Source organism: Halopseudomonas oceani (assembly GCF_002903165.1).
Classification (GTDB): Bacteria; Pseudomonadota; Gammaproteobacteria; order Pseudomonadales; family Pseudomonadaceae; genus Halopseudomonas; species Halopseudomonas oceani.
On record NZ_PPSK01000006.1, the window covers coordinates 66,630 to 78,395 of the forward strand.

General features: G+C 63.2%; 13 protein-coding genes. 5 read left to right on the forward strand and 8 right to left on the reverse strand.

Annotation, left to right across the window (positions count from 1 at the left end; all coding sequences use genetic code 11):
• Nucleotides 1-39: 39 nt before the first annotated feature.
• The 4 genes from C1949_RS08495 to C1949_RS08510 all read right to left on the reverse strand — a co-directional run bounded on the left by C1949_RS08495 (nucleotide 40) and on the right by C1949_RS08510 (nucleotide 1,903).
• Nucleotides 40-549, reverse strand: a complete 510-nt coding sequence (locus tag C1949_RS08495; RefSeq protein ID WP_104738056.1) for a disulfide bond formation protein B — start codon at nucleotides 547-549, stop codon at nucleotides 40-42.
• A 133-nt stretch (nucleotides 550-682) separates the two neighbouring features.
• On the reverse strand, nucleotides 683-1,171 hold the full coding sequence (secB, locus tag C1949_RS08500; protein WP_104738057.1) for a protein-export chaperone SecB: 489 nt from the start codon (nucleotides 1,169-1,171) through the stop codon (nucleotides 683-685).
• 50 nt (nucleotides 1,172-1,221) lie between these two features.
• Nucleotides 1,222-1,479 carry a glutaredoxin 3 gene (gene grxC, locus C1949_RS08505; protein ID WP_104738058.1) on the reverse strand — a complete coding sequence of 86 codons (258 nt, stop codon included), beginning with the start codon at nucleotides 1,477-1,479 and terminating at the stop codon, nucleotides 1,222-1,224.
• Nucleotide 1,480: 1 nt separating this feature from the next.
• Nucleotides 1,481-1,903: a rhodanese-like domain-containing protein gene (locus C1949_RS08510; RefSeq protein ID WP_104738059.1), complete on the reverse strand. Its 423-nt coding sequence runs from the start codon at nucleotides 1,901-1,903 to the stop codon at nucleotides 1,481-1,483.
• A 159-nt stretch (nucleotides 1,904-2,062) separates the two neighbouring features.
• On the opposite strand from C1949_RS08510, the gene gpmI reads away from it, so the two are divergent.
• From gpmI to C1949_RS08530, 4 genes are read left to right on the forward strand one after another with little or no spacing between them, the layout of a single operon-like run.
• Nucleotides 2,063-3,601, forward strand: coding sequence for a 2,3-bisphosphoglycerate-independent phosphoglycerate mutase (gene gpmI, locus C1949_RS08515; protein WP_104738060.1), 1,539 nt, complete (start codon nucleotides 2,063-2,065; stop codon nucleotides 3,599-3,601).
• A gap of 6 nt (nucleotides 3,602-3,607) precedes the next feature.
• Complete coding sequence (locus C1949_RS08520; RefSeq protein ID WP_229744400.1) at nucleotides 3,608-4,792, forward strand: murein hydrolase activator EnvC family protein; 1,185 nt, start codon at nucleotides 3,608-3,610, stop codon at nucleotides 4,790-4,792.
• 54 nt (nucleotides 4,793-4,846) lie between these two features.
• A complete protein-coding gene (locus C1949_RS08525; RefSeq protein WP_104738062.1) occupies nucleotides 4,847-6,139 on the forward strand; it encodes a S41 family peptidase in 1,293 nt (430 codons plus the stop codon).
• Between the two features lie 3 nt (nucleotides 6,140-6,142).
• Entirely contained in the window at nucleotides 6,143-7,072 is a 930-nt protein-coding gene (locus C1949_RS08530) for a divergent polysaccharide deacetylase family protein (protein ID WP_104738063.1), read from the forward strand.
• A gap of 433 nt (nucleotides 7,073-7,505) precedes the next feature.
• Here C1949_RS08530 and hisF read toward each other — a convergent pair whose 3' ends face one another.
• The 4 genes from hisF to hisB all read right to left on the reverse strand — a co-directional run bounded on the left by hisF (nucleotide 7,506) and on the right by hisB (nucleotide 10,472).
• A complete protein-coding gene (hisF, locus tag C1949_RS08535; protein WP_083728214.1) occupies nucleotides 7,506-8,279 on the reverse strand; it encodes an imidazole glycerol phosphate synthase subunit HisF in 774 nt (257 codons plus the stop codon).
• 81 nt (nucleotides 8,280-8,360) lie between these two features.
• Nucleotides 8,361-9,110: a 1-(5-phosphoribosyl)-5-[(5-phosphoribosylamino)methylideneamino]imidazole-4-carboxamide isomerase gene (hisA, locus tag C1949_RS08540; RefSeq protein WP_104738064.1), complete on the reverse strand. Its 750-nt coding sequence runs from the start codon at nucleotides 9,108-9,110 to the stop codon at nucleotides 8,361-8,363.
• A 120-nt stretch (nucleotides 9,111-9,230) separates the two neighbouring features.
• Nucleotides 9,231-9,875 (reverse strand): imidazole glycerol phosphate synthase subunit HisH, encoded by a 645-nt coding sequence (hisH, locus tag C1949_RS08545; protein WP_104738065.1) that lies wholly within the window; start codon nucleotides 9,873-9,875, stop codon nucleotides 9,231-9,233.
• A gap of 3 nt (nucleotides 9,876-9,878) precedes the next feature.
• The gene (gene hisB, locus C1949_RS08550; protein WP_088276175.1) at nucleotides 9,879-10,472 is read right to left on the reverse strand and encodes an imidazoleglycerol-phosphate dehydratase HisB; all 594 of its coding nucleotides are present in this window, start codon (nucleotides 10,470-10,472) and stop codon (nucleotides 9,879-9,881) included.
• A 159-nt stretch (nucleotides 10,473-10,631) separates the two neighbouring features.
• Here hisB and C1949_RS08555 point away from each other — a divergent pair, with 159 nt between their 5' ends.
• Nucleotides 10,632-11,738 (forward strand): NAD(P)/FAD-dependent oxidoreductase, encoded by a 1,107-nt coding sequence (locus C1949_RS08555; RefSeq protein WP_373289807.1) that lies wholly within the window; start codon nucleotides 10,632-10,634, stop codon nucleotides 11,736-11,738.
• Nucleotides 11,739-11,766 lie beyond the last annotated feature (28 nt).

Sequence of the window (11,766 nt, forward strand, 5' to 3'; positions counted from 1 at the left end):
TGCTGCATCAAGGGTTCTGACGCGGCGCGGCTCGCCCGGTCAGTCGACCTTGCGCAGCACCTGCATCAGGCCAAACACGGTGTAGCAGATGAAGGCGATCAGGGTGCCCTCGGCGATGCTCAGGCCAAAGAAGGTCCAGGTCACCTCTGCGCACTGCGCGGTGCCGCTAAATACCTGACTGAGCACGTCCCAGAACGGCATTGTTTCGAGCATGTAGTCCAGCGGCAGGATGCACGAGGGCACCTGATCCGGTGGCAGGTGCTGCAGCCAGACCTGACGGCCGGCAGTGATGGCGCCGGCCAGGCTTGCCAGTGTCACCAGGACGCCGTAGACCCTTGCGCCGGTTCGTCTGCCATGCTTCGGGCTCGGGTTGTGCAGCACAGCTGCGAGGCAGATCAGGCCAACCACGATGACGGCGATGCGCTGGATGATACAGAGCGGACAGGGCTCAAGGCCGACAACATGCTCTAAATACAGGGCGGCAGTCAGCAACAGGACAGACACGATCAGAGCGAGCAGATAAAGGGGGCGAGAGGCCGGCAGGGTCATGCGAGATTCCGTCTTCGTTCGGGGTGCGGACGCCTACCTTAGAGCATGCGCTGGCGGGCGCACAAGATCAGATAGTTGTCGGGCGTCTGGTGCGCCCGTTGCCGGACCAGATGGCCCGGCACGCAGGTACTGATCAGGCAGTGCCTTCAGCTTCGCTGGCACGACGCTGTTCGGATTGGGCGAACAGGGCATCGAAGTTGACCGGTGCGAGCATCAGGGGAGGGAAGCTGCCGCGCAGAACCAGGTTGTCGATGGCTTCGCGGGCGTAGGGGAACAGGATGTTCGGGCAGAAGGCGCCGAGGGTGTGGCGCAGGGCGGCGTCTTCCAGGCCGTCGATGGCGAAGATGCCGGCCTGCTGGACTTCAGCGATGAAGCAGACCTCGTTTTCGCCACTGGTAACGGTGGCGTTGACGGTCAGCACTACTTCGTAGACGCCGGGCTGCAGCTCGCTGTTACGGGTGTTCAGGTCCAGATTGACGTGGGGGTTCCACTGGCTCTGGAAAACGGCCGGCGACTTCGGCGACTCGAAGGAAAGGTCTTTGACGTAGATGCGCTGCAGGCTGAACTGCGGCTGACCTGCCTGTGCGCCGTTGGCGGCTTGATTGTTCTGTTCTTCGGCCATCGTGAAAAATCCTTGATGTGATGGTTGTAATTGCGTGTTGAAAGCGCTGCTTACCCTGCCAGCAGCGCATCCAGTTGTCCAGCGCGCTGGCTGGCGAACAGCTCGTCGCAGCCGCCAACGTGGGTATCACCAATCCAGATTTGCGGGACTGAGGTGCGGCCGCCGGCCAGGCGCGTCATTTCCGCGCGCAGGGCAGGCTGACCGTCAACGCTGATTTCGCGGTATTCCACGCCCTTGCTGGCCAGCAGTTGCTTGGCACGCGTGCAGAACGGACAGTAGTTGCTGCTGTAAATTACGACGTCAGCCATATCATTTCACCAGTGGCAGGTTGTCGGCGCGCCAGCCGGAAATGCCGCCGGACAGGCGAGCCACGCTTTCGTGGCCGGCGGCTTTCAACTGCTTGGCGCAGCCGGAGGCGTGCTGGCCGGCGGCGCAGACCAGCAGCAGGGGCTTGCCCTTGTGCTTGTCGAGTTCGCCCATGCGTTTTTCCAGCGCGTCGTAGGGGATGTTGATGGAGTCGACGATGTGGCCTGCGCTGAAATCTTTCTTTGGCCGCAGGTCGATCACAACAGCCTGCTCGCGGTTTATCAGGGCAGTCGCCTGGCTGGTGCTGAGCGACGCGCCAGCCTTGCGGCCTTCGGTAAACAGCAGCAGGGCGAGGATGACAAGAAAAGCGGTGGTCAGCAGGTAGTGATTGCCGATGAATTCGATCAGATGTTGAAGAAACTGCATTGAACTGGCTTCCGGTACGCTGAAAGCTCGCGAGTATACACCAACGATGGCGGGAACCGAGCATGACAGGCTGCCGCCCGACCAGTAAACTGTCGAGCATGTTGGCGGCCGACAGGCACGCAGTTCCTTTCCTGATCTTCCCAATGTGAGTTATTTGCCATGACAGCAGCGCCCAAACCTCTGGTTCTGATGATTCTGGACGGCTTCGGTCACAGTGAGTCCCCTGATTCCAACGCGATCATGGCGGCCAATACACCGGTCTGGGACCGGCTTTGGGCCAATGCCCCACATACGCTGGTATCCGGTTCAGGCATGGATGTCGGCCTGCCTGATGGCCAGATGGGCAACTCTGAAGTTGGACACATGAATCTGGGCGCCGGCCGGGTGGTCTATCAGGACTTCACCCGTGTTACCAAGTCGATTAAGGATGGCGATTTCTTCGAGAACCCGGTCCTCTGCGCTGCGGTCGACAAGGCCGTGGCCGCGGGTCGTGCGGTGCACGTCATGGGCCTGCTGTCGCCGGGTGGCGTGCACAGTCATGAGGATCAGCTGGCCGCCATGGTCGAGCTGGCGGCCCGCCGTGGCGGCGAGCACATCTATGTGCACGGTTTCCTTGACGGTCGCGACACGCCGCCGAGGAGCGCCGAACCCTCGCTGCAGATGATGGAAAACACCTACGCGCGCCTTGGCAAGGGGCGCACGGCCAGCCTGATCGGTCGTTACTACGCGATGGATCGTGACAACCGCTGGGAGCGGGTCGAGGCGGCCTACAGCCTGATCACTGAAGGTCAGGGTGAGTTCAATGCGCCGACGGCGGCCGACGGTCTGGCTGCTGCCTACGAGCGTGGTGAAAGCGACGAGTTCGTCAAAGCCACCACCATTGGCGCGCCAGTCAGGGTCGAGGACGGCGATGCAGTCATCTTCATGAACTTCCGCGCAGACCGTGCCCGGGAACTGAGCCGTGCGTTCGTTGACCCCGGTTTTAGCGGGTTTGCCCGTCAGCGCGAACTCAAACTGGCCGGCTACGTCATGCTGACCCAGTACGCCGCCGATATCCCGGCCCCCTGTGCCTATCCGCCGGCAACGCTGGAAAACGTGCTGGGCGAATATCTGGCGAAGCAGGGCAAGACGCAGCTGCGTATTGCCGAAACTGAAAAGTACGCCCACGTGACCTTCTTCTTCTCTGGCGGCCGCGAAGAGCCGTTCGAAGGTGAAGAGCGCATCCTGATCCCCTCTCCACAGGTTGCCACCTACGACCTGCAGCCGCAGATGAGCGCGCCGGAAGTGACTGATCGCATCGTTGAGGCTATCGAGCAGCAGCGGTACGACGTGATCATCGTCAATTATGCCAACGGCGACATGGTTGGCCACACCGGTGTATTTGAGGCGGCAGTTGCCGCCGTTGAATGCCTGGATAGCTGTATCGACCGCATCAGCGCCGCGCTGGCGAAGGTGGGTGGCGAGGCGCTGATTACCGCTGATCACGGCAACGTCGAACAGATGGCTGATGAGCACACGGGGCAGGCGCACACCGCGCATACCTGCGAGCCGGTACCTTTCGTCTACGTGGGGCCGCGCCAGGTCGAGCTGCGTGATGGCGGCATCCTCTCTGACGTTGCCCCCACACTGCTGACGCTGCTCGGTTTGCCGCAGCCGGCCGAGATGACCGGTCGCAGCATCATCACCAGCGTGAAGTAAGCGCCGATGCCTAGTTCGCAGCAGGGACGCTGGTGGCGGCCGCTGATGGCCATGCTGCTGACCGCCGTGTGCGGTTGGGCTGCACCGCTGGCGGCGGACCAGCCGGCTGATTCGCGTGCCGCGAGGGCCGAGCTGGAAAAGGCGCAGGCGGACATCGAGCGACTGAAGGACATGCTGCAGGGGCTGCGTCAGGAGGTCTCCGGTATGGAGGCCGAGCTGAAGGAAAGCGAGACCGACATCGGTCGTCTGCAGCGCGAGCGGCGCGAGCTGGAGCAACAGATCCGTGATGGCGAGAGCCGGCTGATCGATTTGCGCGAACAGACCCGCACCCTGCAGGCGTCGCTCAAGGGGCAGCAGGAACAGATTGCCCGGCAGGTCCGGGCTGCCTACATGGCCGGACAGCAGAGTTATATGAAGCTGCTGCTCAATCAGGACGATCCGGGACGCATGGCGCGGATGCTGCGCTATTACGATTACGTCGGTCAGGCGCGGGTTGCGGAAATCTCCCGCTTCAACGACACCCTTGCCGATCTGCAGCAGACCAGTGCGCAAATCATCACCCAGCAGAACGACCTACAGCAGCAGCGTGAAGGGCTGGCCGAGCGCACCACTGCGCTGCAGGCCCAGCAGCGCAAACGCAGTGAGCTACTGGCGTCACTGCAGGGTCAGCAGCGCAGCCAGAACGAACAGCTACGCGCGCGCGAGGCCGAGCGCGCGGAATTGACTCGCCTGATTAAACGTCTCGATGAAGCTGTTGTCAGTATTCCGGTGCCTGCCGGCAACCTGCCGTTTGCGCAAGCACGCGGCAAGCTGCCGCTGCCCGTCAGAGGGCAGCTGGCGGCGCGCTTCGGCAGTCAGCGTGGCAGCGACGCCCGGTTGAAATGGGACGGACTGGTGATAAACGCGCCGAGCGGAACGCCAGTGAATGCGATTCACGGTGGTCGGGTGGTGTTTGCCGACTGGCTGCGTGGCTCGGGCTTGCTGCTGATTCTGGATCACGGCGGCGGTTATCTGAGCCTGTACGGGCATAACCAGACACTGCTCAAGGAAGTCGGTGCGTGGGTGCAGCCGGGTGAGGCGATCGCCACGGTCGGCAATAGCGGCGGCCAGGCGGAGCCTTCGCTCTACTTCGCAATTCGTCATCGTGGTCAGGCGCTGGATCCGTTGGGCTGGTGTATGCTGTCTGGATGACAGCACCAGGCAGACGGCAGGGCGCTCGTTGAATTTCCCGGACTGGAGAGTTACATGATTGCAGCGCGTAGTCTGTTGGTGGCCGGTTTTACCCTGGCTTTTGGCCTGTCGCAGGTTCATGCCCAGGAACAGGCTGCCGAGCCCGCCGCTGCGCCCTTGCCGCTCAACGAACTGCGGACCTTTGCCGAGGTGTTCGAGCGTATTCGCAGCTCCTACGTCGAGCCGGTGGATGACGCGACGCTGCTGGAAAACGCCATTCGTGGCATGCTCGAAGGGCTAGACCCCCATTCCGCTTATCTGACCCCCGAAGACTACACCGGCCTGCAGGACAGCACCGAAGGGCAGTTTGGCGGCTTGGGGATCGAAGTGGGGCAGGAAGACGGCTTCCTTAAGGTCGTCTCGCCCATCGATGACACGCCGGCCGCTGAAGCTGGCATCGAAGCGGGCGACCTGATCATCAAGATCGATGACCAGCCAGTAAAAGGCATGAGCCTGATGGACGCGGTTGACCGCATGCGCGGTGAACCTGGTTCCGAGGTGCGATTGACGCTGGTGCGCGGCGAGGGGCGCCCGTTCGAGGTGTCCCTCAAGCGCGCTGTGATCAAGGTCAAGAGCGTCAAGACCGAGGAGCTTGAGCCTGGCTATGCCTACTTGCGTGTTACCCAGTTCCAGGTCAACACCGGTGACGAGGTGCGGGCGGCGATCAATCGCCTCAACGCTGACGGCCAGCTCAAGGGGCTGGTGCTCGATCTGCGCAACAACCCCGGCGGCGTTCTGCAGGCGGCGGTCGAGGTGGTCGACAGCTTTGTCGACAGCGGCCTGATTGTTTACACCAAGGGCCGCCTGAGCAACGCCGAGATGCGCTTCAATGCCACCAGTGCCAACCCGTCCGGCACGGTGCCACTGGTGGTGCTGATCAATGGTGGCTCTGCCTCGGCCTCGGAAATTGTCGCTGGCGCGCTGCAGGATCTGGGGCGCGGTGTGATCATGGGGACCGACAGTTTTGGCAAGGGCTCTGTGCAGACCGTATTGCCGCTGAACAACGACCGGGCACTTAAACTGACTACCGCGCTTTACTACACGCCGAGCGGGCGCTCGATTCAGGCCCAGGGCATTGTGCCGGATATCCGTGTCGAGCGCGGGCATCTGACCCTTGATGAGGGGGAGATGGGCTTCCGCGAAGCGGATCTGGCAGGCCACATCAACAACGCCAGTGGCAACGAGCGGCCTACGGGCAGCGAGCCCAGAGCGGAGCGCAATCTGCTTGATGAGGATTATCAGCTGACCCAGGCGCTGAGCCTGCTAAAGGGCTTGAATATCGCCACCCGTTCGCGCGCCGCAGACTGATTGATGGGCTGGACCTGTCCGCCATGCGGCGGCGTGTCGCGCGCGCTTGCCCTGAGTTTTTCGCTGCTGCTGGTCGCCTGCTCGGACGATGAGTCGCCTGAAGCGCCTTCGTCCGCCCCGGCGACCGAGCAGCCGGCCAATGCCGGCGCTGCTGTCGTTCCCGTCGTGCCGGTCGTGCCGGTCGAGGTCCCACCGCTGTCTGCGGTCGAGCCGCCGCCGGCGGTCATCGAGCCCGAGCCAGTCCCGCCGACGTTGCCCACTGAACTGCCTTCCCTGCCCCAGCTTGCCATCATCATTGATGATGTGGGCCAGAGCTTGCCGGTTGGTCGGCGGGTGGTGGCGTTGCCCGGTCCGGTTGCACTGGCCATCCTGCCGTTTCTTCCCCACTCTCAGCTGCTGGCCACTGAAGCGGCTGCTGCGGGCAAGCCGGTGATGCTGCATCTGCCGATGGAAAACATGGCTGGTTTGTCGATTGGTCCGGGCGGGTTGACCACGGCCATGCCGGAAGCCGAGTTTCGCTCCCGTTTGCAACTCGCCTTGAATGCCTTCAGCCCGATTCAGGGCGTCAACAATCACATGGGCAGTCGGCTTACTGCGGATCGTCAGCGTATGGACTGGTTGATGCAGGTGTTGGGTGAGCGTCAGCTGTTCTTTGTCGACAGCCGCACCACGGCACAAACCCAGGCGGCCTTTGCTGCCGAGACGGCAAAGGTGCCGAGCGTGTCCCGCGACGTGTTTCTCGACAACCAGCGGACCGAGGCGGAGATTGATCACGAGTTCGCTCTGGCTGTCGCCAAGGCGCGCAAGGACGGCGCGGCGGTACTGATCGGTCATCCGTATCCTGAGACCTTGCGCTATCTGGAGCGACGCTTGCCGCAACTGGAGGGAGAGGGGGTGCGGTTGGTGAGTGTGCAGGTGTTGTTGGAGCGGTAGCTGCTGAATCGTTGATCGCTCTCATGCTCTGCGTGGGAGCGCCCGTCAGGATGTGCATCTCGGGTGCGTTCAGTTTTGCATGGTGTTGCCGGCTGCGGTGTCGTCTGACGGATGGCTTTTCGCCTTTTACGGCGAGCCAAGGGGGGCCGCTTGCCCAGCCCCCCTTAGCGATCCCCCGGGGCACCCGGCTACGCGGCCCTTCGGGTTCGCTGCGTTGCTCGGCCTGGCGGGGGACGGCAGAACTCGTCGCTGCGCTCCTCAGGCATGCTGCCGTCCTGTTTCCCGCCAGCCCTGCGCTACTCGCCCGCGTAAACGGGACTGGAGTCCGTGCGCGCTCCGCCGTCGCTGATCGTTCCAATGCTCGCCGCTTATCGGTATGCGTAACGTCCGTGCGGTCGGTTTCCCAGGCAGAGCGTGGAAGCCGTCAGCGATATCAGAGACGCATCTCGATTCCACGCTCGGCCATATAGGCCTTGGCATCGGCAATGCTGTATTCACCGAAGTGGAAAATGCTGGCTGCCAGTACCGCGTCGGCGCCGCCCTGCAGCACGCCGTCAGCCAGATGCTGCAAGTTGCCGACGCCGCCAGAGGCGATCACCGGGATGTGCAGTGCATCGCTGATGGCGCGGGTGACGCCCAGATCGTAGCCGCTCTTCACGCCGTCCTGATCCATGCTGGTCAGCAGAATCTCGCCGGCACCCAGCTGTTCCATCTTCTTCGACCACTCGACTGCGTCCAGCCCGGTTGGCTTGCGTCCGCCGTGGGTGAAGATTTCCCAGCGCCCGGGTTCGTTCGGGCCGGAGACGCGCTTGGCGTCGATGGCGACCACGATGCACTGCGAGCCGAAGCGATCCGCCGCCTCGCCAACGAACTCGGGATTGAATACCGCCGCAGTGTTGATCGACACCTTGTCCGCGCCGGCATTGAGCAGGTTGCGAATATCCTGCACGGTGCGCACGCCGCCACCGACGGTCAGCGGGATGAACACCTGGCTGGCCATGCGCTCGACCGTGTGCAGCGTGGTGTCGCGTTCCTGATGGCTGGCGGTGATGTCGAGGAAGGTAATCTCGTCCGCGCCCTGCTCGTTGTAACGACGAGCAATTTCCACCGGATCACCGGCGTCGCGGATGTTCTCGAACTTGACGCCCTTGACCACGCGACCGTTATCGACGTCGAGGCAGGGGATGATGCGTTTGGCCAAGGGCATGGGCTTTCTCCGAAAGCAGCTGCAAGCGACAAGCTTCAAGCTGCAAGCAAAATCAGTAAACCAGCGCGGACAGCTTGCCGCTTAAGGCTTGCGGCTTGCGGTTGCGTTATCGCACAGCGCCTGCGCTTCAGCTACATCCAGCGTGCCTTCGTAGATGGCACGACCGGTGATGGCGCCGATGATGCCGGGGGCGCGGGCGTCGAGCAGGGTCTGAATGTCGCCGATGTGGTGGATGCCGCCGGAGGCGATCACCGGAATCGAGGTGGCGTTGGCCAGCGCGGCGGTGGCTTCGACGTTGCAGCCCTGCATCATGCCGTCTTTGGCAATGTCGGTGTAGACGATGGCGCTGACGCCGTCGGCTTCAAAGCGCTTGGCCAGATCGACTACCTGAATGCTGCTGACTTCGGCCCAGCCGTCGGTGGCAACGAAGCCGTCTTTGGCGTCCAGGCCAACGATGACCTTGCCCGGGAAGGCGCGGCAGGCTTCGCCGACGAACTCCGGCTCTTTGACCGCCTTGGTGCCGATGATGACGTAGCTGACGCCCGCCTTGACGTATTCCTCGATGGTTTCCAGCGAGCGAATGCCGCCGCCGATCTGGATCGGCAGGTCGGGGTAGCGCCGCGCAATCGCGGTGACGGCATCGCCGTTGACCGGCTTGCCCTCGAAGGCGCCGTTCAGGTCAACCAGGTGCAGGCGTCGGCAGCCGGCTTCGACCCATTTGGCGGCCATGGCCACCGGGTCGTCGGAGAACACGGTGGCGTCTTCCATCAGGCCCTGACGCAGGCGAACGCAGGCGCCGTCTTTCAGGTCGATAGCGGGAATTATAAGCATTGTCGGAGTTCCTTGGCCTGGCGGCATCGCTTTAGGCTGAAAGCTATAGGCTGGATTATCAAGCTCGGTGTAGGTCTTCCAGCCTTTAGCCTCAAGCGGGTTTCTCGGGGTTTATTCGGTTTACCAGCGCCCGTCCCAGGCGAGAAAGTTGCTCAACAGCTGCAGGCCGTTGGTGTGGCTTTTCTCGGGGTGGAATTGGGTGGCGAATACATTGTCCTGTGCCAGTGCGGCGGCGAAGTCGACACCGTAGTGGCAGCGCCCGGCCAGTTGGCCGCTCTTGTCCGGCGCGGCGTAATAGCTGTGCACGAAGTAGAAGCGGGCATCCTGCTCGATGCGGTGCCAGAGCGGGTGGTCGATCGCCTGTTTGACCTGATTCCAGCCCATGTGCGGGACTTTCAGGCGGGTGCCGTCGGCTTCATGCAACTCATTGCCAAAGAAACGCACCTTGCCCGGGAACAAGCCGAGGCAGTCAACGCCGCCATTTTCTTCGCTGTGCTCCAGCAGCATCTGCATGCCGACACAGATGCCGAGCAGCGGCTTTTCCTTGGCGGCCTGACGGACCACGCCGTCCAGTTCGAGCTGGCGCAGTTCGCTGACGCAGTCGCGAATGGCGCCGACGCCCGGCAGCAGCACGCGGTCGGCAGCGAGAATGATCTGCGGATCACTGGTCACGTCGACCTGACGGGCGCCGGCGTGTTCAAGCGCCTTGGCAACCGAGTGCAGGTTGCCCATGCCATAGTCGATGACGGCTACATGACTGCTCATGGCTTACAGGCAACCCTTGGTTGAAGGTGTGATGCCGGCCATGCGCGGGTCTTCTTCAATCGCCATGCGCAGCGCGCGGCCGAAGGCCTTGAACACGGTCTCGATCTGGTGGTGAGTGTTGACGCCACGCAGGTTGTCGATGTGCAGGGTGACCTGGGCGTGGTTGACGAAGCCCTGGAAGAACTCCATGAACAGGTCAACGTCAAAGCCGCCGACGCTGGCGCGGGTAAAGGGCACGTGCATCTGCAGGCCGGGGCGGCCGGAGAAGTCGATCACCACGCGGGACAGCGCCTCGTCCAGCGGCACATAGGCGTGGCCGTAGCGGCGGATGCCTTTCTTGTCGCCGATGGCCTTGGCAAACGCCTGGCCGAGGGTGATGCCGACGTCTTCGACGGTGTGGTGGTCGTCGATGTGCAGGTCGCCGCGGGCCTTGATGGTCATGTCGATCAGCCCGTGACGGGCAATCTGGTCGAGCATGTGCTCAAGGAAGGGAACCCCGATGTCGAAATCGGCCTGGCCAGTGCCATCGAGATTGATGGCGACCTGGATCTGGGTTTCCAGCGTGTCGCGCGCGACGCTGGCCTTACGCTCAGCCATGGGTGTCTCCGCTGATGGATGCATTCAAAGGCGTGCATTATACGTGCCTGCCAGCCAGAAGGGCTACCGGTGACTGATGGCCTCTGCCAATCGGCTTGATAGGCAGGGCTGTTGTCGAACCATTGCTGACGGCACAATGGCAGCGAAACAGGAGGAGAGCTGCGCGTGGATGTGGATCTGGTGGTCATCGGAGCAGGGGTTGTCGGGCTGGCTGTCGCCCAGCGCATGGCGCGCGGCGGCCGCAGTGTGCTGGTGCTGGAGCAGGAAAGCAGCATTGGTCAGCATTGCTCCAGCCGCAACAGCGAGGTGATTCACGCGGGTATCTACTATGCGCCGGGCTCGCTCAAGGCGCAGCTTTGCCGGCAGGGGCGCGACCTGCTGTATGGCTGGTGCCGCGCCCATGCGGTGCCGCATCACACCATCGGCAAACTGCTGGTGGCGGTTACCGAAGACGAGATTCCTGCGCTTAAAAAGCTGCAGGCCAACGCCGCGGCCAATGGCGTCGAGCTGCTCTGGCAGAATGCCGGCGAGGTTGCCGCACGTGAGCCGCAGGTGCGGGCGGTGGCCGGGTTGTTCTCGCCGCTCACCGGGATTGTCGACAGTCATGCGCTGATGCAGTCGTTCGAGGCGGCGCTGCAGGTCGCCGGCGGCGAGCTGTACTGCAACACCCGGGTCGCCGGGCTGGAGCCGGTCAGCGGAGGTCTGCGGGTGTCGGGTACCAGTGCGGGCGAGCCTTTTATTGTCAGCGCCCGACAGGTGGTCAACGCCGGGGGGCTGTTCGCGCAGCAGGTGCAGGCTGCCGCCGGTGCGGGTGAGATTCCGCCGCTGCAGCTGTGTCAGGGGCGCTATTTCAATTACAGCGGCCGCTCGCCGTTTTCCCATCTGGTCTACCCCATGCCGGAAGCCAATGCGACCGGGCTTGGCGTGCATGCGACGCTGGATCTTGGCGGACAGCTGCGCTTTGGCCCGGATGTGCGCTATATCGATCAACTGGATTATCAGGTCGACGAGGGTTTGCGCGATGTCTTTGCCGGCGCGATTCGCCGTTACTGGCCCGATTGCGATGCTGAGCGGCTGCAGCCAGCCTATGCCGGTGTGCGCCCCAAGCTGTCCGGGCCGGGGGAACCGGCCCGGGATTTCGTCATCCAAGACCACAACACGCACAGTATCGTTGGGCTGGTCAGTCTGCTCGGGGTTGAGTCGCCGGGGCTGACGGCGAGCCTGGCGCTGGCTGAACAGGTCGCGGCCAGACTGGATGCCGTGTAGGCTGCACGCAGGCGGCGCGGAGGCCGCA